This is a genomic window from Synergistaceae bacterium (genome assembly GCA_031267575.1).
Lineage (GTDB): Bacteria > Synergistota > Synergistia > Synergistales > Aminobacteriaceae > JAIRYN01.
The window spans coordinates 47861-72111 of the sequence record JAIRYN010000073.1; the positions used below are offsets into that span (position 1 = coordinate 47861).

19 protein-coding genes are annotated in these 24251 nt (G+C 51.8%); 14 read left to right on the forward strand and 5 right to left on the reverse strand.

Features of this window, described 5'->3' with window-relative positions:
- Positions 1-133 precede the first annotated feature (133 nt).
- From LBJ36_11905 to LBJ36_11955, 11 genes are all read left to right on the forward strand, one after another.
- Positions 134-1147 carry an aspartate carbamoyltransferase gene (locus LBJ36_11905; GenBank protein ID MDR1379736.1) on the forward strand — a complete coding sequence of 338 codons (1014 nt, stop codon included), beginning with the start codon at positions 134-136 and terminating at the stop codon, positions 1145-1147.
- 21 nt (positions 1148-1168) lie between these two features.
- On the forward strand, positions 1169-2119 hold the full coding sequence (gene arcC, locus LBJ36_11910) for a carbamate kinase (GenBank protein MDR1379737.1): 951 nt from the start codon (positions 1169-1171) through the stop codon (positions 2117-2119).
- 175 nt (positions 2120-2294) lie between these two features.
- Positions 2295-2684, forward strand: coding sequence for a hypothetical protein (locus LBJ36_11915; protein ID MDR1379738.1), 390 nt, complete (start codon positions 2295-2297; stop codon positions 2682-2684).
- Between the two features lie 87 nt (positions 2685-2771).
- Positions 2772-4043: a sodium:glutamate symporter gene (locus LBJ36_11920; protein ID MDR1379739.1), complete on the forward strand. Its 1272-nt coding sequence runs from the start codon at positions 2772-2774 to the stop codon at positions 4041-4043.
- A gap of 220 nt (positions 4044-4263) precedes the next feature.
- Complete coding sequence (locus LBJ36_11925) at positions 4264-5976, forward strand: PucR family transcriptional regulator ligand-binding domain-containing protein (GenBank protein ID MDR1379740.1); 1713 nt, start codon at positions 4264-4266, stop codon at positions 5974-5976.
- Between the two features lie 698 nt (positions 5977-6674).
- On the forward strand, positions 6675-7976 hold the full coding sequence (locus tag LBJ36_11930; protein ID MDR1379741.1) for a TolC family protein: 1302 nt from the start codon (positions 6675-6677) through the stop codon (positions 7974-7976).
- 100 nt (positions 7977-8076) lie between these two features.
- The gene (locus LBJ36_11935; protein ID MDR1379742.1) at positions 8077-9333 is read left to right on the forward strand and encodes an efflux RND transporter periplasmic adaptor subunit; all 1257 of its coding nucleotides are present in this window, start codon (positions 8077-8079) and stop codon (positions 9331-9333) included.
- Complete coding sequence (locus tag LBJ36_11940) at positions 9330-10052, forward strand: ABC transporter ATP-binding protein (GenBank protein ID MDR1379743.1); 723 nt, start codon at positions 9330-9332, stop codon at positions 10050-10052. Before LBJ36_11935 ends, LBJ36_11940 begins: the two co-directional genes overlap by 4 nt.
- Positions 10045-11265 (forward strand): ABC transporter permease, encoded by a 1221-nt coding sequence (locus LBJ36_11945; protein ID MDR1379744.1) that lies wholly within the window; start codon positions 10045-10047, stop codon positions 11263-11265. Before LBJ36_11940 ends, LBJ36_11945 begins: the two co-directional genes overlap by 8 nt.
- Before the next feature lie 53 nt (positions 11266-11318).
- Positions 11319-12773, forward strand: a complete 1455-nt coding sequence (locus tag LBJ36_11950) for a HAMP domain-containing protein (protein ID MDR1379745.1) — start codon at positions 11319-11321, stop codon at positions 12771-12773.
- Between the two features lie 170 nt (positions 12774-12943).
- Positions 12944-13684: a response regulator transcription factor gene (locus LBJ36_11955; protein ID MDR1379746.1), complete on the forward strand. Its 741-nt coding sequence runs from the start codon at positions 12944-12946 to the stop codon at positions 13682-13684.
- A 289-nt stretch (positions 13685-13973) separates the two neighbouring features.
- Here the strand turns inward: LBJ36_11955 and LBJ36_11960 are convergent, their stop codons facing one another.
- From LBJ36_11960 to LBJ36_11980, 5 genes are all read right to left on the reverse strand, one after another.
- Entirely contained in the window at positions 13974-14438 is a 465-nt protein-coding gene (locus tag LBJ36_11960) for a hypothetical protein (protein ID MDR1379747.1), read from the reverse strand.
- A complete protein-coding gene (locus tag LBJ36_11965; protein MDR1379748.1) occupies positions 14435-15547 on the reverse strand; it encodes an ABC transporter permease in 1113 nt (370 codons plus the stop codon). The genes LBJ36_11960 and LBJ36_11965 overlap by 4 nt, the downstream gene beginning before the upstream one ends.
- The gene (locus LBJ36_11970; GenBank protein MDR1379749.1) at positions 15544-16584 is read right to left on the reverse strand and encodes an ABC transporter permease; all 1041 of its coding nucleotides are present in this window, start codon (positions 16582-16584) and stop codon (positions 15544-15546) included. Before LBJ36_11970 ends, LBJ36_11965 begins: the two co-directional genes overlap by 4 nt.
- Complete coding sequence (locus LBJ36_11975; protein MDR1379750.1) at positions 16584-18281, reverse strand: sugar ABC transporter ATP-binding protein; 1698 nt, start codon at positions 18279-18281, stop codon at positions 16584-16586. The genes LBJ36_11970 and LBJ36_11975 overlap by 1 nt, the downstream gene beginning before the upstream one ends.
- 134 nt (positions 18282-18415) lie before the next feature.
- Positions 18416-19636: a DUF3798 domain-containing protein gene (locus tag LBJ36_11980; GenBank protein ID MDR1379751.1), complete on the reverse strand. Its 1221-nt coding sequence runs from the start codon at positions 19634-19636 to the stop codon at positions 18416-18418.
- Positions 19637-19970: 334 nt separating this feature from the next.
- Here LBJ36_11980 and LBJ36_11985 point away from each other — a divergent pair, with 334 nt between their 5' ends.
- From LBJ36_11985 to LBJ36_11995, 3 genes are all read left to right on the forward strand, one after another.
- Positions 19971-21062: a mannonate dehydratase gene (locus LBJ36_11985; protein ID MDR1379752.1), complete on the forward strand. Its 1092-nt coding sequence runs from the start codon at positions 19971-19973 to the stop codon at positions 21060-21062.
- 68 nt (positions 21063-21130) lie between these two features.
- On the forward strand, positions 21131-22090 hold the full coding sequence (locus tag LBJ36_11990; protein ID MDR1379753.1) for an ABC transporter ATP-binding protein: 960 nt from the start codon (positions 21131-21133) through the stop codon (positions 22088-22090).
- Between the two features lie 13 nt (positions 22091-22103).
- Positions 22104-24242, forward strand: a complete 2139-nt coding sequence (locus LBJ36_11995) for a Gldg family protein (protein MDR1379754.1) — start codon at positions 22104-22106, stop codon at positions 24240-24242.
- Positions 24243-24251 lie beyond the last annotated feature (9 nt).

The window sequence follows — 24251 nt, forward strand, 5'->3', positions numbered from 1 at the left end:
ATAAAGGGGTGCAGGGGTCGTAGACCCCTGCCGGGTTTGGGCGGAGCTCAAAATTGTCGCATTTCTCACATTTTCCATATCTAAATCTAATCTACATATCTAAATCTAATCTATCTAAGGGAGGTAAACAAGTATGGCATTACCAAAAAGTTTTTCCCCATTCAGTATCATGGAGAAACTGGAAGAAACGGGTTTGAAGGACAGAAATTTTGAATTTTTGACGGACTACACGCGCCAGCAATTGCAGAGCCTTTTCGAGGCTGGCGAGATGCTGGAGCCATTCTGGAAGGACAAACTCGAACTGATGAACGGTAAGGTGCTGGCTACGCTTTTCTTCCAGCCCAGCACGCGTACTCGATTCAGCACGGAGGTCGCGATGGTCCGCCTCGGAGGTTCCGTTCTGTCCGAGTCCAACCCTACGACAAGCTCCTCCACCGCTAAAGGGGAGTCCTTGTCCGACTACCTGCGCACAGTATCCAACTACGCGGACATCATTGCCCTGCGCCACCCCAACGACAAAGAGGTGTTTGAATCTCTGGGCGGCGCTCGTGTTCCTGTCATCAGCGGAGGGTGGGGCAACGTCACGCACCCCACACAGGGGCTTTTGGATGTTTACACCGTCTATCGAGCCCTAGGACGCTTCGAGGGGATAAAAGTCATGATAGCGTCCTCGGATCTCTCACGGGCACGTAGCGGACACTCTTTCGCCCTGGGACTCGCGGCGATGGGGGCCGAGCTGCTCTATATCGGTACCAGCGAGAACTCCATTCCCGATACCATTTTGGATAAGCTCAAGGCGGCCGGAGCGAAGTTCACCGTTCGTAACGACTTGAACCAGGCGGGATTTTTGGACTCCCTGATGGAGGTGGACGTGTGCTACCTTCCGGGTTGCAGCGTTCCCAAGGATGATCCAGCGGCGCGCGCGGCTTTCCTCGATAAAATCAAGCCGTTCTACATCACTCTTGACATGCTGCAGAAGGTCAAGAGCAAGACGAGTAAGGTTGTCGGAATCATGCACTCTTTGCCGCGCAACGATGTGGAATTTGACTATGCCATCGACGACAGCGAATTCCAGCTCTATTTCCGGCAGATGGCGTTTAGCGTTCCCATCCGCATGGCTTTGATTGCGGGTATGGTGGGCGTCTAACGCTCAGACAGGAGAAGAGACATGGGAAAGTTGGTGCTGATAGCTATCGGAGGAAATTCGATCATCAAAGACACTTCCCGCCAGGATGTCGAAGCGCAGTATGAGGCCATCTGCGAGACGGCGGAGCACATCGCCGATCTTATCGAGAGCGGCTGCAAAGTGGTGATTACGCACGGTAATGGCCCGCAGGTGGGGTTTCTTCTCCGCAGGTCGGAAATCGCTGAAGCCGTCGAGGGGCTGCACCCCATTCCGTTGGTCAGTTGCGGGGCGGACAGTCAGGGCGCGCTTGGTTACCAAATCCAGCAGGCGATGGACAACGAGTTTCGGAAACGCGGTATAGACAAACAGTCGGTGAGCGTCGTCACTCAAGTGCTCGTGGACCAGGACGACCCGGCCTTCGGGAAGCCCACGAAGCCGATCGGTTCTTTTTACGGCGACGACATGATAGAAGTCGTGAAAAAAGAGCACCCGGAGTGGTGTATGGTCAGTGACGCCGGGCGAGGTTGGCGCAGAGTCGTGGCCTCTCCTGAACCAAAGGAAATTATCGAGGCGAAGGCTGTTCAGAATCTGATCGAGGCCGGGTACTGTGTCGTAGCGGCGGGGGGCGGAGGCATACCCGTGCTTCGCGACGAAAAGGGTTTTCTCAGCGGCGTGGACGCCGTTATAGATAAAGATTTCGCCAGCAGCCTTCTGGCGTCGAAGTTGAAGGCCGACACGCTCATCATTTCTACGGGAGTTCCGAAGGTATATATCGGCTACGGGAAACCCTCGCAAAAGGCATTAGATCAGGTGACGGTGGAAGAACTGAAACGCTATATCGCTGAGGGACATTTTGCCGCGGGCAGTATGCTCCCCAAGGTCGAGGCGGTCATTCGATTTATGGAAAACGGCGGCAGTGAAGCCATCATTACGAGCCCAGAGTGTTTAAACGACGCCGTGTCCGGAAACAGCGGAACTCACGTGATTCCGTAGGTTTTTGTTGTTTTGTTGATTGATAAAATTTTCGTGGGCCGAAGCGTTGAGTTTCGGCTCGTTTTTGTTGTTGGTGGGGAGGCGATATGGAAGCTAAGGTGATATAATGAGTCTCATAAAATTTTAAAGGTAAAATTTCAAGATAAAGTATAAAGATAAAATATAAAGAGGGGGCATGTATTTGCGCCGTGATTTTGGGAAAATCTTTGTCGCTGTAATGGTTTTTCTGCTCGCAGCGACCGGCGAGAGTCCATTGATGGTTGGAACATCCAAAGCCCCTAAACTTACGAGCACCGAGTTTTGTCCGATAGACGAGGACCATAAAACTAGAGATCTGCATGAGCTGCTTCTCCAGGTTGAAAGAATGAAAGCGGACGATGACTGTATCCTAAACGAAACACCCTCCACTATACTGCTTATAAAAGAAAAAGGTATGAAATCTATCGTGGTTAATCAAAGTATTTTCGTTGCTTTGCTTATGCCTGTCCTTGTTGATTTGTCAAAATTTGAAATCGACCCTCCTGTTATTCTGTTGCTTCCAACACAAATTGTGGAACGGAAATAGACTTCAGATATTTAGTTAATATTCAAACACAGTGAAGCAGCTTTTGTAGGTTGGAATATTTTATTCTTAGAGAGGAGGAAATTGATTATGGAGATCGTTATGTCCGATGGGTTGGCTCTCGTAAAGGTAAACATGTATCAACTGGCGGCGTTAGGGGTTATGGCTTATTACCTTGGAGTATGGGCTCGCTCCTGTTTCGCGTCGCTGGTTCGTTTCTCGATACCAGCCCCGGTGGTGGGGGGGCTTCCCTTCGCGTTGCTTGTGGCCGTGCTGGAATACAAAGGTATGGCAAGGTTTAGCTTCGATGGCACGATCCAGACTATTCTGATGTTGGTTTTTTTCTGCACCATCGGAATGAACGCGAGCATCAGTTTGCTCAAAAAGGGAACTCTTCTTATTTTGGCGTTTTTCTTGGTGTCAGTGGTCGGTGCCATTTTGCAGAACGTCATCGGGATGGGCGTCGCGTCGGCGTTTGCCATCGACCCACGTCTTGGAATAATCGGAGGGGCGGTGACGCTGACGGGAGGCCTCGGAACTGCCGGAGCCTTTGGACCAGTTTTTGAAAGCATGGGAGTGAAAGGCGCGGCGGCGGCCGGCGTAGCGTGCGCCACCTTTGGCATGATTGCCGGTTCCATAGTGGGCGGACCGACGGCCGAGTTTCTCATAAGGAGAAAAAAACTTAAAACGCCCCAGGATGCCGATTACGTTACATCGGAAGGCTTTGCGTCGGACGGCGATGTCGAAGACGAAAGCATGTTGCCCAAAGATTTGATGAATAATCTGGCCTGGGTGATTTTCGCTGTGGGTGTGGGCTCCATTCTAAGCTACTACGTGGGGGAATTTTTCCGCTCCATCGGTTCGAGGCAGACCTTTCCGGCCTATTTAGGGGCTATGTTTGTAGCGATATTCATACGTAACATGGGCGAGTTTTCTGGGATTTACAAAATAGACTCCAAAGTCATAGACGCTATTTCGGACATCGCCTTGTCGATTTTCATCTCTATGGCCATCGTGTCCATGAAACTGGCGGAGCTGATACATCTGGCGCTTCCCCTGGTCTGCATGATGTTCGTTCAATTGGTGTTCGTCCTCTTAATGGCGTACTTCATGGTTTACGCGCTGTTCGGCAAAGATTATGAGGCTTCGGTCCTATCGGCGGGGTTCATCGGGTTCATGATGGGGGCCACGTCCAACGCCCTAGTCAGTATGCAGGCGGTCACGTCAAAATATGGGTACGCCGCGAAAGCCTATTTCGTAGTACCGATCGTGGGCGCGTTTCTGATAGACATTCCCAATGCGTTCATCATCAATTACATGGCAAACGCCGATGGAATTCTGCGTGTTTTTGGACTGAAATAAACTTAGTTTTTTATCTTGCAATCAGTACAATCAATCAGTCAATCAGTACAATCGCAATGCCCCCGCAAAAGCCGGGGGTATTTTTTTACCTGCCTGAAAATGGCACTATAGCTTGACATCTGAAAATTTCGGTATGATACTCTCAATACCAACTCCAAAAAAAGAGAAAGTTGGTGGCTATGATGGTGGAGCCCGTTTTCCCCGAAAGGCGTAGACGGCTATGCCTTTGACAGTCAAACACATTTTGGAAATGCCGGAATTAAAGGGAGTGATGTTGATCGCCGGCGAATCTGGCCTGACCCACCGCGTCAGAAGCGTCAACGTCATGGAAGCGCCGGATATCGCGCAATGGCTGAGGGGCGGGGAATTTTTGCTCTCCTCCGGCTATCAGTTCCGGGACAGCGCCGAGGATTTTGAGGAATTCATCAAAACCATACATGCGGCGGGCACCGCGGCACTGGGATTCAAAAACAGATTTTTGCAGGAGTTTCCTCCGGGAGCGAAAGATTTCGCGGACCGGCTTGGCCTCCCGATTCTTGGGCTACCGATCGAGCTTCCGTACTCGGATATCATTCGTATTGTTATCATGAAAACGGATGAGGTGGAAAACGTTCGTTTTTCCGAGTCTGTTTTGCGTTCTTTCTCGGAAGTGCTAACGGAGGGAGGAGGGGCCGCGGAAGTTATCCGGAATCTGGCGTTCCTTTTGAACTGCGGTGTGTGTTTTTTGGGCGAGACGACAAGGCATTGTTCCCCCGCGAATGTTCAAGCTCAAGAGGGCAGAGCCCGTTTGATTAAAAGCGGCCTCACTGGTCCCCCTGAAACCCTTAAGAAAAACCCTTGCCAAGTGAGAATCGAGCGGGAGGAGTTTGAACGGTTACGTTTCCCCTTCTCTGGAAAGAACTTTGTAGACGAATGCATGTCGGCGGACGAAACGATTCTTTTAGAAAAATACCCACACGAACGCCTGAGTCTCTCTCATCGCTCCTACGGGCATTTCATTTTCGAAAACGCTCCTCATGGCGATATGTGGCGGGTAATTCTCGAACACGCGAAGGTCGCGATGCTTCTAGCCCTCCAGAAAGAAATAGCGACAAGGCAGGTCGAAGCCCGCTACCGCAACGAATTTGCGCAGGACCTCCTGACGGGCAATATTCGGAACCACGAAGAAGTCATCAACAGAGCACGGTCTTTCGGATGGAATCTGACGGGAAAACTCAGAGTCGTCGTCTTCGATATCGACAACTATAAAGCCCGTTTAGGACAACCCCTGCCAAAGGGAAGCGGTTTACACCTGGAAGAAGTGAAAGAACGTATTTACGTTATCTGCAAAAACGAAATGCGGTTTGTTTCCCAAAACCTTCCCTATCTTACAATGAGCGATTTTATCGCGTTCATCGTCAATACCGACAAATGTCAGGATTTCAGGACAAAATTAGAGCAGTGCCGTCAAGTTGTTCAGGAAAAAACCCGAACTTGCACAGGATTCACGATTTCCGTAGGCGTCGGAAACGAAAAAAACGATTTTTTCGGACTGAGCGAAAGCTATAACGAGGCGCGCCGCGCCATCGAGCTGATGCGTCCCTCAGCCGGCGAAGGTGGCTTCCACCTCTGGGATGAAATGGGAATTTTGACGATTATCGCTTCCGTAAGTAACTCCGAAGAAGCAAAAAAATTCTGTCTTTCACGGTTGGGTGGATTGGCGGAAGACGAGAGCCTACTCCACACTCTTGAGATTCTGGTGAAGCAGAATTGGAATTTCAAAGCCGCGGCGCGCCACTTGAATATTCACTACAACACGATTCATTACCGTTACGAGAAAATCTGTGAACTCACTGGACTCGACCTGTCAACGGGGGAAAAACGCCTAGAGGCGACTATGGCTCTCGAACTTCTTCATATCAACCCCAAGCTGAGAGAGAACTTTGCTTCCTAAGCCAAGGCTCTGACTCGTTGTATGGTTATTTGTTTTATTAGCTCTTATGATATAGTTAATACGGCGCTTGTGGGTATTTCTGAATATTTCTGAATATTTTTGAATATTTCTAAGAGCTTTGCAAGATTCAGCTTGTTCTGGTTCATATAGAGGCAAGAAAACTAGCTACTTGGTTGCGACCTTAGATTATAAATTTTTATGTACATTGTAATTAGAAGCGAAAAGTCTGGGGTTCTGCCTAAGCTCGTTAGGGCCGTAGACCCCAGATTTATGTATATTTATGTATTATTGTCGGTATAGACGAATCAGAATAAATCGGCGCGCATTTTTAGTGAAACCTCACAAAAACGCCTTGATTTTCAGTAAAACTTCTCTCAGAATATCCAAGGAAAGGATTTAATACGCGCAAAATATTATTGTCTGGAATTTTCTTGTCGGACGCAAGATCTGGCTAGAATCCTGAAAAGGAAGCAAGTGCAACTCCTCTAGAATAGACATATAGAACAAATATATATAAAATAGATATAATAGAATAGACATAAAGGTCGTTAACGTATCTTCTCTCGACCAAATTTTTCCTCGTTCCAATCTTCTTCACACTTATTTACCTTTTGTTTAACTTTCTCTCAGCCAGAGTTTAAAACTTTCCATTAATATAAAGCATGTAAGTTGATACAAGTGCGGAAGGAGCGATTAGCATGACATCGAATGACAAAAAACGAAAGAGGTTGCGCCTTTTTTTCGTCGTCTTGGGAGTAACGGCGGGACTGGGACTTGCGATCCACAGCGAGGCGGCTCCGCTTTTGAACTTGGCGGACTGCCTGGCTATAGCGGAGGTGAACCATCCAAACATAGCGGGCACGGCGGGGCAAATCGCCGCTCAACAAGCACGGCTCACTCAAAGCGCTGCGGCGGACCGGTTGGAGGTGTCAGGCAACCTCTCAACGTCCCGGTCGGGAACAGGACGCAACGAGAACGCGAGTTACTCGATCGGAGCGACCACGAGCATCAAAATTTTTGACGCGAACCGGAACAAATACTTGGTGGACGCGCAACGCGTCACCCTTTCCGCAACTGAGGAGGAGGGCCGTTCGACTCTTCTGAGTGTGAGAACCAATGTCAAATCGTCGTATATGACGCTTTTACTCGACATGGAGATAGCCAGCCAGTGCCTCGAATCGGTAAGGGCTTTCGCGCATCACCTGGAACAAGCCAAAGGATTCTATCAGGTTGGAAGCAAACCCTGGTACGACGTAACCAAGGCGGAGGTCGATCTCGGCAAAGCGCAACTCTCTCTTGTCGAAGCCGAGGCGAACATCGTAACGGCGAAGGCCTCTCTTTTGAACGCGATGGGCATCGACCAGCAAGAGGAATTTGACATCGAGCCCATAAGCCCCGATATTTCCAGCGCCCCGCAAGAACTAAACGAATCCGAGCTTTTGGCGGATTTGGCTTTGGACAATAGGTCCGATTACAGGGTGGCCGCGCTCAGGATCCTGGCGGAACAGGCGACTTTGAGCGCTGAGGCGAGAGCGTCATCGCCGAACGTCACTTTGACGGGAGGCTACAATAGTGGAGGCGATGATCTTTTCGACTTGGAAAAGGCTTGGAACGTAGGGCTCAGAATGACCGTCCCCATCGTCGACGGAGGCGCGACCAAGGCCAGGATCGACATGGCGCGAGGACAGCTCGTTTCGCTCGCGGCCACTCAGGAAAAATTGAGACAAGATATCCTCCTTGAGGTTCGTAAAGCCATCTCCGACCTGACGAAAGCCCGAGAGCGCATCCGAATCTCGGAACTCACGTTAGCGAGCGCCGAGGAAAACCGGAAAATGGCCGTCGGACGATACGAAACCGGAGTGGGCGACCCACTGGAGGTCACGGACGCGTTGCTCTCGTTTGCCGAAGCCCAACTTGCCAATCGTCAAGCGTACTATGATTTACAACTCGCGATCATCGGGTTAGAAAAAGCAATCGGAAAAGAGTTGACGGAAATTTGAAGAAAATTATTAGATCTTTTCTTTAGGCCTTTTATCAAATTCAGGAAAAAGCGATTGGGAAAGAAATTACGTAAATAAAAAAAATGTGGAGGTGACCCTGATGAAGAAAAAGATGAAGAAAAAAACAAAAATTCTGTTCCTCATATTGACGTTCGCCGCCGCGGCCTATGGGGGATTCCAATTTTTCGGCCCCGCCGAGGCAACCTATGTTTACAGGACTCAACCCGTCACGCGAGGAGTCATCACATCGAGCATCAGCGCGACGGGAAAGGTGAACGCGGTGGAGATGGTAACGGTCGGCACTCAGGTGTCGGGAACGATCAAAGAACTCTATGTCGATTACAACAGCCAGGTGAAAAAAGGGCAGCTGCTGACGTTGCTGGATCCAGATGTGCTCTTGTCGAAGATTGAAGAGAACAAGGCCAGTTTGTCTGTGGCTCAGGCCGGAGTCGTCAAGGCCAGGGCGGAGGTGCTCAACGCGCAGCGCAACAATACGCGCAATCATGAATTGTGGGAGCGCAAGCTGATCGCCAGAAGTGACGCGGAGAACACCGAGACGCAACTTATGGTGGCCCGCGCAAGCCTGACAGAAGCAAATTCGCGGGTTCTTCAAGCGCAGGAGTCCTTGAAGCAGGCCGAGACGAACTTGAAATACACCAAAATCACATCGCCCATCGATGGAGTGGTGGTGTCTCGTCAGGTGGACGTGGGACAGACGGTAGCGGCGAGTCTACAGACGCCGACGCTTTTCTCGATAGCGAGGGACCTGACCCAGATGCAGGTCGAAGCCAACATCGACGAGGCCGACATCGGCCGTATTCGAGAAGGGCAGAAGGCGGTGTGCCGGTTCGACGCGTGGCCGCAGGATTCTTTCGAGGCAGTTGTAGCGCAAAAACGCCTGAGCCCGGAGACAGTTTCCAACGTGGTGACCTATGTGGTTATTTTGAAAATCGACAACGAAGAAGGAAAACTTATGCCGGGTATGACGGCAAACATTTCGGTTGTGACCGAACAACGGGACGACGTTTTGAGGATTCCGGCGGCGGCCCTCAGGTTCACGCCTCCCGCGGGAGTGGCCACGGATTCGGCGCAGCGAAGCGAGGAGAGCACGGGCGGTCTCTTCCCCATGCCCCGGCGCAGATCTAGCGGCGGCGATAGGAACGCCGATCAGGTCGTGTGGCTTGTGGAGAATGGGCGTCTTGCCGGTAACGTCGTCGTTGATGAAACCGGAGTGAGCGACAGAACATGGGTCGAACTCCGCGGCGACGCACTCGCGTTTATCCGCGAGGGACAGGAATTGGCGGTGGCCTTCATTCTGGAAAAAGGCGGCTCAGCCGCGGCGGGAGCGCGGCAATGAGCGCTTTCATAGAGGTCGAAGACCTGGTCAAGACGTACCGATCAGGGGATTCGGAGCTACGGGCGCTGGACGGGGTGTCTTTTACCATAGAACGCGGCGAATTTGTGGCGATCATGGGTCCGTCGGGTTCGGGGAAATCCACGACAATGAACATGCTGGGGTGTCTCGATTCCCCAACTCAAGGAGTTTACAGGCTGGATAGTAAGGACGTGTCGAGTCTTTCCGACGATGAATTAGCACGTATTCGCAACGTGAACCTGGGTTTCGTTTTCCAGGGTTTTAACCTTTTGCCTAGACTCGACGCACTAGGCAACGTCGCGCTGCCTCTTGTCTACGCTCAGGTTGAGTCTGAAGAACGCGTCGCACGCGCGACGAGGGCGCTGGAAAAAGTGGGGCTCGCCTCACGTGTGAAACACCGACCTAATCAAATGAGCGGTGGACAACAGCAACGCGTCGCCATCGCGCGAGCCCTGGTCGGCGACGCTCCATTGATTCTTGCGGACGAGCCCACGGGAAATCTGGACACCAAAACCAGCGATGAGATCATGGCTCTGCTCACGCAAATCAACGAGGAGGGCAAGACGATAATTTTGGTGACCCACGAACCCGATATCGCGAGGTACGCGTCGCGCGTGTTGCGGTTCAAGGACGGGAAACTGGTGGAAGACAAAAAACAAACACCTAAAAAAGGCACAGAAAGTGGTGAAGACTATGTTTGAGACAATACGTACGGCGGTCTCTTCGCTGTGGGCCAATAAAATGCGCTCGATGCTGACGATGTTGGGGGTCGTCATAGGCGTTGGCGCGGTTATCGCTATGGTCGCGATAGGGAATGGGGCCAGCGGACAAATGGAGGGTGTCATCTCCAGCATGGGCGCGAATATGATTGTCCTTCGCCCCGGCACCCCCAATACCGGCGGAGTTCGCCAGAGCGCCGGAAGCGGGGGCACTCTCACCTTGGACGACATCAGGGCTATAGAGGTGGAATGCTGGTCCATCCAAAACGTGGCGCCCCATCTGAACACCAGTGCGCAACTCATATTCGAAAACCGCAATTGGCCGTCACAGATCACAGGCACAACGCCGGGCTTTTTCGATATCCGAGAACTTCAGATTCAAAACGGACGGCTCCTGGATAAAGAAGACGAGCGATCCGCGGCTAAAGTCGCCGTAATAGGCGAAACGGTAGCGAGAGAGCTTTTCGGAAGACTCGATCCGGTGGGTCGGAGCATCCGCGTCAACAATATTCCATTCGAAGTTGTGGGTGTACTCGCGCCCAAGGGACAATCGGCGATGGGACAGGATCAAGACGACACCGTGATCGTCCCCATCACGACGGCTCAACGGCGGCTTGCGCGCAGCGCTTTGGCAAACTCCATCAACAGGGCTTTCGTGCAGGCGAAGGACGTCAGCATGATGGAGAGCGCCATAACCGAGGTGAGGGCGCTTTTGAGACAGCGTCACCGGTTGCCCCGCGACAGGGAAGACGATTTCAACCTCCAAAATATGACGCAAATGCTGGACAGCATGGCGCAAGCGACGCGGGTGATGTCATTGCTGTTGGGAGCCGTGGCCTCGATCTCGCTTCTGGTGGGAGGAATAGGGATCATGAACATCATGCTGGTGTCGGTGACGGAGCGCACGCGGGAGATCGGTATTCGTATGGCGATAGGCGCCCGCGCTGGAGACATCCGAACGCAATTTTTACTGGAGGCCCTGCTCCTATCTCTTTCGGGCGGCGTCGTGGGGATACTACTGGGATTCGCGGCGTCCTTAGGGGTGACGGAGTTTCTGAAGTGGCCGACGTCGGTATCGGGCGGGGCTATAGCGCTTGCGGCGGGTTTTTCTTGTTTTGTCGGCGTTTTCTTCGGTTTGTATCCAGCATGGAAGGCCTCGTTGCTACGCCCCATCGACGCCTTGCGGTTTGAATAATATTGTTTGAATAATATTGAGTGAACGCCTTGAACATAAAACGCCGTTTGTTTGTGTCTAACTTTTTGATGATCGTCATCCCTCTTACAGTCAGCCTGGCGTTGTTTTTCGGAGGGCTGCACCTGTACGCCATGATCGTGGACATGAGGACAGATCGCAAGAACAGAAGCGAACTGCACTTTATGGACGCGCGGGAGAAAATTCAGGCGCTCACCGAAAAGTGGCGTCTCGCCCCGGAGATCACGGCAATGTTGAACGACGTCGACAAATTCAACGAACGATATGCCAGTGAGCGTTTAGCTCTGGCGATTTACAAAAACGGAACGCTCCTGACCCACCCGAAGTTTTCCAAGATTTCCGAAGATGAATCTCTCATAGATCAAGTTCTGCAACGGAGTGAGCCTGTGACCCTCTTCTCCAGGACAGCCGTTCACGCCCAAACGTTCGGCGATTACCGAATCGTCCTGCACGGGACTATCAGCTTCGCGAGGGCTCCTCGAAATTACAGGGAGATCATGATCAATGGCGCTCTCGTGTCGCTAGTCTGTTCGGTGTTCATTATTTTCCTCACCAATCGTTTTCTGACTCGGTTCGTATTCGGCAAAATTGTCCACGCCTTGCACACCCTCACTTATGGAGTGCACCAGATACGCGACGGGAACTTAAACTTTCGGATCAATTATAGGGGAAACGATGAATTTACTCCTGTATGTGAGGATTTCAATGAAATGGCGACCCGGCTTTGGGACTCCGTTGTCGCCGGACAGAAAGACGAACAGAGCCGCAAAGAACTAATAGCGGGGATCTCCCACGACCTTCGAACACCTCTCACCTCCATTAAGGCCTACGTGGAGGGCATTGAAAAGGGAGTGGCATCTACCCCGGATGCCTACAAACGCTACATCGACACCATAAAAAACAAAACCGACGATCTGGAACACATCATCGAGATGCTTTTTTTGTTCGCGAAGCTCGACACTGGAGAATTTCCCTATCACATAGAGCGCGTGGATCTCACGTCCCTGGTGTCCGAGGTCGTGGATAGCCTGATGGAGGAATATGGAAACCGAGGGCTGGAAATTTCTCTATCCCAAAGTTCTTTGTCCCGGACGCCGGAAAATCTTTGCGTCGAGATCGATGCCATGCAAATGCGCTACATCATGATCAATATTTTCGAGAACAGCGTAAAGTATAAGAACAAAGAACGCGGAAAAATGCGCATTTCCGTTTTCGAGAGCGAGGCTGAGAATGAAGGAGAAGCAGGAGAAGCAAAGGAGAACGCGATAATGATTTTTACTGATGATGGTCCCGGAGTTCCGAGGGAAGCGCTCGATAAGCTGTTTGACGCCTTCTACAGGAGCGATCCATCTCGCAACAACCCCAGCAAGGGCAGCGGGCTGGGTCTCGCCATCGCCGCGAAGATCGTGCATCGCTTCGGCGGAGCTATCAAAGCCGTCAATGCGCCACAAGGCGGGCTCTCTATAATAATGACATTCCCGAGGTGTTGATGTACCATGTAGCCAGTAAAGGAAAGTCAATTATGCATATGATCCGGAGTGAGAAACAGAATGAACGAATATTCCATTGAGGCGTTGACGGAGGCGTTGACGGAAGCACTGGTTTAGTCGAATGCCTCTAAGCTACAAATATTCTATTGAACTCGAAGCATAGAACTCGAATGAACTCGAAGCATAGAACTCGAACAAGAGGTGAACGTTATGAGCAAAAAAAAATTTTGATTGTCGAGGATGACATTTCCATCGCCGAGATTGAGCGTGATTTTCTCGATATCAACGGATTCGACAGCTTCATCGTGACGAACGGCATCGACGGACTGCGGGAGGCGCTCTCCGGCGAGTACGCCTTGATTCTCCTCGATCTCATGCTGCCCGGTCTCGACGGATACGAGATTACCCGAAGAATCCGAGATTCAGTGGACATCCCCATCTTGATGGTGACGGCGAAAACGGAGGAGTTCGACAAAATACGCGGCCTTGGACTTGGTGCCGACGATTATATATCGAAGCCTTTTTCGCCTACGGAACTCGTGGCCAGGGTAAAAGCCAACATCGCTCAATACGAGAGATTGACCGGAGAGCAACCCACCAAAAGCGGCGAAATAACTGCGGGCAACGTCAAAATAAATCTGAAAGCGCGTCGCGTCTACGTCAATGAAAACGAAATTGAGCTAAAAAACAAAGAATACGAGTTGTTACTGTTTTTCGTCTCCAACCCGGATACCGTGTTCAGCAAAGAGACCCTCTACGAGCGTATTTGGGGCGCGGACGCGCTGGGCGACATCGTCACGGTCGCGGTCCACATCAACAGGTTGCGCGAAAAAATCGAACGCCATCCCGCCAATCCTATTCACATTCAAACCGTCTGGGGAGCGGGCTACCGATTCAAGCCCTCGTTGTAATTATCTCATATTTTAGCATTAGTGTTCTTGGCATTAGCGCTCTTGCGGAGATCTCTGCCTACTGTGAATCTGTAGGGCATATTTCAGAGAAAACTATCATGAAGTATATCGAGGAGCAGAAAAATAAATGAGAACCTACGTTTTCAAACTCTGATTTTCTGCTTAATTTATATCGTAAACATTCAAAACTCAGGGGGGCGGAGCCCGTTGACGCGGAGCCCATTGACGAAGAAACTTACTTATGGCCCCCCGAGTAAACTTCTCAGGGTTTCCTTGTTCTTGTAGCCGTTCAGTCTTTTTGATACTGCATTTTTTCCACAGACGCGTTTTCCACGGACGGCGGCGTAAACGGAATAACCCAGTATTCCACCGGCGCGTCGCCGAGAATCGCGGGAATAGAAACAATGACCCTCTCCATAAACGTGGGGATCATGAAAGTCCTTTCCACTTTTTTGTTATTGGTGTCGACTTCTTTTTTGTTATTGGTGTCGACTTCGTCCACGATCACGATTTTATGTTTGGGTCCACTGACGGTGAGCATAGCGCGCTCGGCACGCCCCATTGGGGAGTTCAGCTCTTTGCCATCGACGCTGACGATGGCCGAAACGTAGGAACTCAGCTCTTGATCTCCTATCGTCACCGCGTTGGTGTCGAGGAGCAACGTATGTCCTTTACCGGTGTAGAAAAGATACGCCGAAAGGGCGACCAACCCCAGTACGACACATATCCTTTGAATCAGGCTGCGCGAGGTCATACGATATCCGCCTTCTCGTTTCCGGCCGCGGAACGCCGCAGCAGGGCGCGTGAGTCATCTTCTTGAAGTGCCCGTTTCCATTCATACAGCACCAGCGCCAGCGCTATGACCCCGTAACTGACGAACTGCCGGAAGTATTCCCCTAGCATACCTGAACCGATGAGGTTTTTGCCGGCCATCGGGGCGACCAGGAATAAAAGATGGAAGAGAATAACGCCGATGATCGCGTTGGGGATCGACGCTTTGGTTACGGACGCGCCGCCGATAAGCAGGGAGGCGATGGAGAACATGCCGGTCTGCTCATGCGAGTTGGTAGTGTTGATGGTGCCGAGGTTCTGTAGAAAAATGATCTGTCCGAAACTTGCGAGCACCGTCGAGATAATGATAGCTATGATACGAGTACGTTCAACCGCAATACCCGTGGCGCCCGCTACCGCGCGATCTTGCCCCACAGCGCGCATATCCTGTCCGAGCTTGGTTTTTCTGAACCAGATGATGAATAGGCTGACAGCCGCAATAAAAAGATAGTTGAGAACAGGGATGTTCAATCCCCAGATTTTGAGCGGAATGAACGTCTCCAGAGCCTGCCGCACGCTGGCTAGATCAATGACGTTGCGAAGTCCGTACCCGCGCGAAAGCAACAGTTCTGGATTCATGACGGGAATGATTTCTCCCATGGCGTACAGAGCGAACAACATGTAGACGCCGTTCATAAAAAAGCCCAGAATGAAGCCTGTCACCATTTCCCGTCCTTTAGCCATGTTCATGATTGAACCGCATAGCCAGCCAAGAACAATCGCGATGGGCAGGGAGATAAGCATCGCCAGCAGAAGACCGGGAATACCAATAATTTTCCAGTCCATGACAAAAATAAGGCCGATCTGACCGGCCATGGCCCCCAACACCATCCCGAAATTCAGCCCCATTCCCGCCATGATCGGCAAAAGCAGGGCGATCACCAAGAAGGAACTGCGCCCAAGCCGAGTCAGAATTTCCTGCAACAGGAATTTGCTCGGCAAGCGCGACGCGGGAATGGCTATGGCAATCAAAACAACAAACAAAATGACGACGACATTTTCGATCAAAAAAAGACGCAGCCTGGATTTCATTTCAGCACCTTGATCTTACGGGTCAGGGCATAGAGTATCATGCCGTTGGAAACGATTATGCGGATCACGTCGGACATGTCCAGCTTAAGCACCGCGTTGAAGATGAGTGGTGTCATGGCCAAAATTCCCTGATACAGCGCCACGCCGATGAATACGTTGGCCAAAGATGCCTTGTTGACTCCGGCGCCGCCGATAAGGATAGCCGCCACAGCGGGAAACGCCATGTAGAGCGGTCCGTCATACAACTGGATAAAGCCGAAGCTCTGTTCGTACACGATAATTCCCATAGCACCGAGCATGGTGGAAATGACCACACTGGTGGCGCGCATCCGGTTGATATTGATTCCGGAGGCTCGGGCGTAACTTGGGTTAGATCCCACAGCCGTCATGGCTGTGCCGATTTTCAGATGAAAAAAAGCCCATACTATAAACGAAACGAGTAGAAGAAAAAGGATGGTTCCGGTCGGGAATTTGAAGTTGCCGATCTGAATGGCCAGAAAATCATCGAGGATATGTCTCCAAAAACCTTCGACAGAGACGGTCGTCCGTAGACCTTCTCCGCCATAACCCCATATCATCACCGGGCTTGTAAAAGGCAAACACAACCAAGCGATCGACATGATCATAACGGAGGAAAAACCGACATAGGTGGCGATCATCATCTCCCCGCCCTTCACGCGGTTCAACAATGCGCCGTATCCAAGCCCAAAAATCGCGCCAACTACCTGCGACGCGATGATGGCGAACGAGAATCCCCAGATGCCGACATATCCCATCTCTATACTGAAGGTGGCGCCCAACAGTCCGGCGATAACGCCGAGCGACAGTCCAAAATTCAGGCCGCATCCGGACTGGATCATGGGGACAAGCGCCAGAACCATGATTCCGTTCATGCCGATACGGATAAAAGTATCGGAGAGCGCGCCAAACAAACTGACGTCAACCACCGGAGCCATCGAAAAAAGCCCCAGCAGGTACACGGCGATAATGACCCTCGGTAAGCCAAAGTCGGCTACAAAACGTTTGATTTTCTCCATCAGCGCTCACTTCCCTTACCTGTTACGGAACTTTTGTTTTTGCTTTTGTTTTTGCTTCCATCTTTGCTTCCATTTTTATTTTCATCCCTATTTTTGTCCCTGTTTTCATCCCTAGCGCCCGCCATGAGAACGCCAAATTCCTCCGGCAACGCTGCATGTGGCAAAATCCCCTCAATGCGCCCCTCATAGATAATGGCAATACGCCCGCAGATAGAACGCAGTTCTTCCAATTCGCTGGAAATCATAACAATGGTCGTTCCGTATTCGCTGTTGTATTTTTTAAGGGTCTCCAGCACGATGAGCTTGGCGCCTATGTCAATACCGCGTGTGGGCTCGGAGACGAAAAGGATGTCCGGTCGCAGAGCAAAAGCCTTGGCGAGACAGACTTTTTGCTGGTTGCCTCCGGAAAGGTTGCCCACGCGTTGACGAGGGCCGGTACATTTGATATCGAGCAGACGAATATATTCATTCGCTTGTTCGAACATTTCCTGATCCGAACGCCATTGAAAGAGTCCTCCCAAAATGGGTGTCAAAAATTTGTTATGCACCTGCATCGCTGAAAACGCGATATTCCAATCGATACCTTCGTCAAGCAGCAAACCAACGCCGCGGCGGTCTTCGGAAACAAAAGCCAGCCCCTGTTCAAGCGCCGCGTAGGGCGAACCCAAACGTATGGGTTTTCCGTGCAGCGTAACGGCGCCGCCCGCCGGCGACAGCCCCATGATGCCGTTGGGAATGCCGAGTTTTCCCTGACCAGCCAGTCCGCCAATGCCGAAAATTTCGCCCCTTTTTACAGAAAAGGTGACGTCGCGCACGGTTTCGCCGGGCATATCCACCCACAGCCGTTCCACTGACAGAGCCGGCGCTTCCTCTTCGCTCCTGTCCTTATGCGTTTCAGCGGAGGCAACCCGTTCCTGAGTTTCAACTGAGCGCCCTACCATGAGTGAGGCGATTATCTTGACGGAACATCTCTCGGCGGGGAGTTCCTCGATTTTTTGACCGTCCCGCAGCACAACGACCCGGTCGCAAAGTTCCACAACCTCGCGAAGCCTGTGCGAGATAAAAATGATGGCAATCCCCTCGGCAGCCAGCAGGCGCAAGGACGAAAGCAACACCTCGGCTTCGCTCTCCGCCAGTACGGCGGTGGGTTCGTCGAGAACGATAAGCTTGACGTTGTCTCGGCAAAGCTCGCGAGCGATTTCCGTGAACTGTTTGTGCCCAACAGGCATTTCTTTGACGAGCATGGCGGGATCGAGCGCTACTCCGAGCTTGTTGATCGCCTTTTTTGAGCGCTCCGTCATCGTTTCACGGTCAAGCATACTGACACGCTGGCTGAAAATATCGGCTAGTACAGATTTGCGTAGCGACTCACGATTGAGGAGAATATTTTCCGTTGCCGTAAAACCTGGGATAAGTGAAAATTCCTGATGCACCATACCTATACCGGCATCGAGCGCGTCGAAAGGGTTTTTGAATTTGATTTCTTTACCGTTCCACAGGATACTGCCCTCATAACCGCCTGTTTCATGTATTTCCGGCATGGAAAAGAGAATTTTCATGAGCGTGGTTTTGCCCGCGCCGTTCTCCCCCACAAGCCCGACGATTTGTCCTGCGGCCACATCAAAAGAAACATCGGACAACACTCGGTTGCCGTAAAACTGTTTGCCGATACCGCGCAGACTCAGAATTGCGTCCATATGCCGATTCTTCTTTCTTGATTTCTGACTTGATTTCTGATTTCTATTTATTTCTATTTCTTCTTTCTTAAATTTCTATTTCTTCTCTCTTAATTATATAGAGACGCGCGACCGTGCGTCTCTATACACCTTTGCTAGTTCAAGCCGGAAGAAATCTTGAGGTACTTCTCCGGCACGTCTATTGCGGCGGAACCGATATAGCCTCTGCCGAAAATATAAGTGTCCTGAAGGAGTAGGACGTAGTTGTCGAGTTTCACTCCGGTAGTACCATCGACATAGTAGGAACCGCCCCATTTCGCGCCTGGCGTGTATTTGGAGAACGCCTTGAGGATGTCCTGCATATCCGTCATTTTGGAATTACCCTCGACAACGTTAATCGCGTGCTGTATCAGACCGGTTGTGGCGCAGAACGGGAAGGAATAAGACCAAGTGCCAAGACGGCCGCCGGCATTCTTAGCGACGAGAACGTCTTCGATTTTTTTCATGATGGCGGGGAAGTTACCCTGTTCATTCGAGAGGTCGATGCCGAGAGCGCCAGGGAAGCCAAGCAACGGTGAGGGCAGGCTGGCTTCGATGAACGTGCCACCGAATTCCACGACTTGGCGGATAAGGGGCTCGGTATGAGCGTCGTTGGTGCAATAAAAGGACGCGTTCTTACCATACTTCTCCACCCACTTTGGAACATTTTCCAGTAAGTACTGTTGCGCGCCGACGACACCCACATCGCTTAATGGATCAGGCGCGGTTTCAAATACCCATTTGATGCCAAGATCGTTACAGACCTGCTCGAAAATCATTCGACGGCGAGTGAGAGTTTCGACGCTCATGTGCCGGGGAAAGGAGATATGCACAAAGGTATCGGCGCCCAATTGCTTGGCTGCCCAGATGACGCGGTATCCTACCGAGACGAAGTCGTTGCGCATAACGAGGTCGGCCACCTTACCTATGACCAGAGGGTCTTCCTGCGCCACACCGGCCAGCAGAAGAATATCGGGCCGCATTTCGCGCACGCGGCGGAAGCCTTCGGTCGCTCCGGGAACGGCCTGGTTCATAACGATCGCTTTCACCATTGGGTCCGTGGCCAGAGAAACGATTTGGGAGATGGTGGTTTCCTGTTCCGCGGCGAAGTTGTTGGGATACGTTACATGCTGAATCATGCCGCCGTCCTTGACGTCACCGTACTCAGCGATCATTGCCTCCGCGCCACGGACTTCGTCCTCCCCCTGGTTCACCGTGCCGGTGACGACGCCGATGTGGAACTTGGCAGGAGTGGGAGCAGCCTGCGTCAGAGTGGCGCAAAAAACAACGATACACAGCGCCCAAAATAAACTCGCTACCCTATTACGTATACACATAAACAAACCTCCTCAATATAATTTACTGGCAGTACTAGATAAAGTAGCATCATTTGACAAAAAATTTTGGGAAGCGATAGCGTAATCTATATTTTTTTATTTTTTTGAGCTAGTTTTTTGAGCTAATTTATAAATAGAATATCATATCGCGCTGATCGCGTCCAGCCGAGATGATGTGAAATTTGTAAACATTCAGCTTCGATCAATTCTTATGGGGAGCTTTTGATTGACTCGTGTATTATACTTAAGAAAATAATGAGGAAATAATGATTTGAAAAAGCATCAAATAAACGTTTGAACACGTTTTGATATGAAAGCGAGGTCGATTTGAACAATGAAGATGATTTTGCGCTGGTTCCCCCACGGGGACGACAACACACCGCTCAAATACATCAAGCAAGTGCCTGGGGTATCCGGCGTAGCAGTGATGCTACCTAAGATACCAGTGGGCGAGGTCTGGCCCCTCGAAGCCATCACAGAAGTGCGCGACACTATCAACAAGGCCGGTCTCGAAATGGAAGTTATCGAATCCGTGAACATCCACGAAGACATCAAAAAAGGCTTGCCAACCAGAGACCGATACATCGAAAACTACCAGTCGACGATACGCAATCTGGGACGCTCTGGAGTGAAATGTCTCTGCTACAACTTCATGCCGGTCATGGATTGGTTGCGGAGCGAACTGGCCCACGAACTGGCGGATGGCTCTTACGTCCTCGCCTATAGGGACGCGGACATCAAAGACCCGCGGGAGATCGCGGAATCCATACTGAGCGGTTCAAGCGGATACTCGATGCCCGGTTGGGAACCGGAGCGTATGCCCTCGATCATGGCGGACATCGAGTATTACCAGAATGTCACTCAGGAAGAATATTGGGGTAATCTCAAATATTTTCTCGACGCGGTCGTTCCAGTGGCGAAGGAAAGTGAAGTGCGCATGGGAATACACCCGGACGACCCCCCGTGGGACCTTTTCGGCCTTCCAAAAGTCATTAACGGGCTCGCCAACATTCGAAAATTTCTTTCACTCCATGATTCGGAGTACAATGGGCTTTCGATGTGCACAGGGAGCCTCGGGGCGAATCTCGCCAACGACATCCCTTCCATAGCGCGAGAGCTTGCCGAGAGAAACCGGCTGCCATTCGTGCATTTGCGAAACGTCAAGCACCACTCGGCGAAGGACTTCGATGAAAGCGCGCACCTGTCCCAGTGCGGGGACTTCGACATGTTCACCATCGTGAAAGCCCTCTATGAGGAAGGATTCGATGGATATATCCGTCCTGACCACGGTAGGATGATATGGGGCGAACAAGGGCGCCCCGGCTACGGCCTCTACGACAGGGCGCTCGGCGCCAACTACATCCTCGGCCTGTGGGAAGCCATCGATAAAATGGAATGTCGCAAAAGCGCAAAATCGTGGATCTGAAGTTTGATCAATAATCATTTGATCAATAATCATTTGAATTATTCGGTATAAGGACTGGGCGGAACCTCATGCTTGAAGCGGTAAATTTATCGAAAGATTATGGTAAAAATTTGGCCGTCGAAGACGTTACCTTCACGATAAAAGAGGGAGAGACCGTTGGGTTGATAGGCAAAAATGGCGCTGGTAAATCCACCGTTATGCGGATGCTAACCGGCTACGTCGCGCCATCGCAGGGACATGTTCGCGTCTGTGGCGTTGATATGGCGTCAAATCACGCCGCCGCTGCCCGTCATATCGGGTACATGCCGGAATTTCCGCCGCTGTACGCCGATTTGACCGTGGGAGAGCACCTCGTGTATGTGGCTTCTCTGCGTGGAATTCAAGGAAAGCCTGCCCGCGAGGAAATGGAAAGGGTCTGTAACATGGTGGGAATTTTGAACGTTCGATCTAGACTTGTAAAAAACCTCTCCAAAGGTTACCGCCAGCGTGTTGGTTTCGCGTCCGCGATGGTGGGCTCTCCCAAGTTCATGCTGCTGGACGAGCCCACTGCGGGATTGGATCCGCGCCAGATCGTGGAGATGCGGGAGTTGATCGCTTCCATGTCTGGCGCCGTGTCGTTCATGATTTCCTCCCATATCCTGCCGGATATTGCGTCCACGTGTTCGAGGATATTGATCCTGCACGACGGCCACGTGGTGGAGGACGGCGCGCCAGACGAGATCGCGCGCAGGCATTTCGACTTAGGCGCCGTAGAGGTGGAGACGAGCGGTTCCTCGAACGCTGCTCGTAAAATCTTGTACGATGTAGTACCGGACGCTCTCGTCGTCGAGGAATGCCTACCCGGAGGAGTCACCCGTTTCAAAATATCGGGGCGAGTTTCGCGGGAACGGACGTCGGAGGACGGACTTGAATTTCGGGCGCGTATCTTCGAGGCCTTTGCTCATGGCGGTGGCTGTAAAACGGCTCTGGTGACGCTGCGACAGTTGGAAAAGAGTCTGGAAGATATCTTCATTGAGATAACGAGATAACACGGCGCGTTTGATGACCGGTACGTTTCAAAAAGAACTCAGGCTCTATTTTTCGACCGCTTCGGGATACGCCTTCTTCGCCGTCTTCATCGTGATTGCAGGCGCTCTTTTTATCGTTGCTAACCTGATGCCCGCCGACGGTGACATCAAGTCGTTTTTTTCGTCGTTCTTTCCATCCGTCAATTTCATGATCCCGATACTTACCATGAGACTCTACGCCGAAGAGCGCAAGACGAGAACGGACGAGCTTCTGCTGACTTCCCCGGCTGGAGTGGCGGTGGTCGTTGTTGGGAAGTTTCTGGCGTCCTTGTTCGTGTTTGTCGCTTGTCTCGCCGTCTCCGCCGTCTTTCCTCTGATACTCGCTGGTTGCGGAGCGCCTCCGTCCGTCGAATCCGTTGGCGGGTACGTTGGTTTGGTTCTGCTTGCGTCGGCGCTGATCGCTGTGGGTCTCTTCATATCGACTTGCTCCGAAAACCAAATTGTGTCCGCCATCCTGACCTATGCCGTTTTCTTCGCCCTCCACCTGGCGAGTGGAGCCCGATCTCTGGCAGGCGGCGGAACACTGGGCGAGACCTTCTCGTTCTCTTTCTCCTTCTCGTTCTTCTCTTTGATCTTCTCTTTAATCTCCTCTTTGTCGCTGACGGGTCGTTTCATCCGGTTCGCCAACGGCCTATTCGATCCCTCCGGCGTTATTTTTTACTTTAGTGTCACGGTGTTTTTCTTGTATCTCTCCATCAGGCACATCGAGAGGGCGCGGATCGCCCCGGAGCGAAAGCACGCGAGTCGGACGATCTTCGCGCTGTCCGCGCTCCTCTTTATTCTGGTCAACTTATGTTCGTCCATTGCCGCCCAGAAGTTCGATCTCTCGATAGACATGACCGAGAACAGGCTATATGCGCTCTCACCCGCCGCGGTGCAGGCCGTGAACTCCCTCGCGTCTCCGATTACGGTAACGGTGGTCTCGGACGAGGAAAGTTTTCCCGATGTTTTGAGCGAGATGTTGAGACGCCTCTCCCGCGCGTCCCGTCACGTCGGCGTGCGGTACGCCGACCCCTACGAGAATCCGCTGTTGATCGACCATTACCGCCAACTGGGGTATGCTCCCGACGTTTCGGATATTCTCGTCGAAGGAGAAAGGGGCATCCGGCTCATCAAATATGGGGACCTATTTCTCCGAAGAAACGGGGATATTTACGGAATCCAGCTCGAACAACAATTGGTGAACGCCGCTCTGGCCGTTTCGTCAGGCACCAGCGGGACCCGGCGCAAAGCGGTCTTTACCTTCGGCCATGGGGAACGTTCCTCGTCCGCCCTGCGAAACTTGTTCTCCTCTAACGGTTTTAAATTGAAAGACATCTACGCCGGTTCTGGAATCGATGGAGACGTGAATGTGGCGGTCATAGCCGGGCCCTCCAGAGATTTCACTCTAGAGGAACGGGAAGCGGTCGGAGCGTATCTCTCGAAAGGTGGAAAAATCATGGCGTTCATTGGGCCGGGGGAGTCGCCGTTCGTCAATCTAGGAGCTCTCCTTGCCGAATGGGGAATAGTGCTCATGGACGGAGTGATTGTCGAGGAACGCGCTTACGCGGCTGGTAGTCCAACAAACGTTATTCCGCGGTACGCCCCTCACGAGATTAATTTGTACTTCGCCAAAAACCCGTATTACGTCGTGATGCCCGTGCCTCGGGGGATCGAGGTAGACGGGGATAAGACGGGAATATATGGAACTCAGGCGCTTCTTTCCTCGACTTCCGATTCTTTTGTCGCGGGTATCGACGGGGAAAGCAAAGCCGGGCCGTTCTCCCTGGCGGCTCTCTCGGAGCGGAGCGTCGCGGGGGGCGCGCGGGCGGGCCTCTTTGTCGCGGGTTCCGTGGAGATGTACGCGGACAATATCATGGAGACGCCCTCCTACGCCAACAACGGTTTTTTAGCCAGAACCCTAGAATATTTGATGAATTTAGTGAATGTAGCGGATTCGAACGCCCTGACAGGCGCTGCCGCCTTTTCCATACCTCCTAAGACTATCGCTCCTCCGGTAATAGCGGTCCCTCGGAGTGTGCTGACCGCGACAACCACCGTCTTCCTCTTCGTGCTTCCTCTGGTGGCCCTGTCTGGAGGGGCGCTGATTTGCGCGACGAGACGGCGCAGATGAGAAAAATGC

Excerpts from the sequence above, each read along its gene's own strand:
- LBJ36_11905 (MDR1379736.1), top strand. The coding sequence starts at position 134 with ATGGCATTACCAAAAAGTTTTTCCCCATTCAGTATCATGGAGAAACTG.
- arcC (MDR1379737.1), top strand. The coding sequence starts at position 1,169 with ATGGGAAAGTTGGTGCTGATAGCTATCGGAGGAAATTCGATCATCAAA.
- LBJ36_11915 (MDR1379738.1), top strand. The coding sequence starts at position 2,295 with ATGTATTTGCGCCGTGATTTTGGGAAAATCTTTGTCGCTGTAATGGTT.
- LBJ36_11920 (MDR1379739.1), top strand. The coding sequence starts at position 2,772 with ATGGAGATCGTTATGTCCGATGGGTTGGCTCTCGTAAAGGTAAACATG.
- LBJ36_11925 (MDR1379740.1), top strand. The coding sequence starts at position 4,264 with ATGCCTTTGACAGTCAAACACATTTTGGAAATGCCGGAATTAAAGGGA.
- LBJ36_11930 (MDR1379741.1), top strand. The coding sequence starts at position 6,675 with ATGACATCGAATGACAAAAAACGAAAGAGGTTGCGCCTTTTTTTCGTC.
- LBJ36_11935 (MDR1379742.1), top strand. The coding sequence starts at position 8,077 with ATGAAGAAAAAGATGAAGAAAAAAACAAAAATTCTGTTCCTCATATTG.
- LBJ36_11940 (MDR1379743.1), top strand. The coding sequence starts at position 9,330 with ATGAGCGCTTTCATAGAGGTCGAAGACCTGGTCAAGACGTACCGATCA.
- LBJ36_11945 (MDR1379744.1), top strand. The coding sequence starts at position 10,045 with ATGTTTGAGACAATACGTACGGCGGTCTCTTCGCTGTGGGCCAATAAA.
- LBJ36_11955 (MDR1379746.1), top strand. The coding sequence starts at position 12,944 with ATGAACTCGAAGCATAGAACTCGAACAAGAGGTGAACGTTATGAGCAA.
- LBJ36_11960 (MDR1379747.1), bottom strand. The coding sequence starts at position 14,438 with ATGACCTCGCGCAGCCTGATTCAAAGGATATGTGTCGTACTGGGGTTG.
- LBJ36_11965 (MDR1379748.1), bottom strand. The coding sequence starts at position 15,547 with ATGAAATCCAGGCTGCGTCTTTTTTTGATCGAAAATGTCGTCGTCATT.
- LBJ36_11970 (MDR1379749.1), bottom strand. The coding sequence starts at position 16,584 with ATGGAGAAAATCAAACGTTTTGTAGCCGACTTTGGCTTACCGAGGGTC.
- LBJ36_11975 (MDR1379750.1), bottom strand. The coding sequence starts at position 18,281 with ATGGACGCAATTCTGAGTCTGCGCGGTATCGGCAAACAGTTTTACGGC.
- LBJ36_11980 (MDR1379751.1), bottom strand. The coding sequence starts at position 19,636 with ATGTGTATACGTAATAGGGTAGCGAGTTTATTTTGGGCGCTGTGTATC.
- LBJ36_11985 (MDR1379752.1), top strand. The coding sequence starts at position 19,971 with ATGAAGATGATTTTGCGCTGGTTCCCCCACGGGGACGACAACACACCG.
- LBJ36_11990 (MDR1379753.1), top strand. The coding sequence starts at position 21,131 with ATGCTTGAAGCGGTAAATTTATCGAAAGATTATGGTAAAAATTTGGCC.
- LBJ36_11995 (MDR1379754.1), top strand. The coding sequence starts at position 22,104 with ATGACCGGTACGTTTCAAAAAGAACTCAGGCTCTATTTTTCGACCGCT.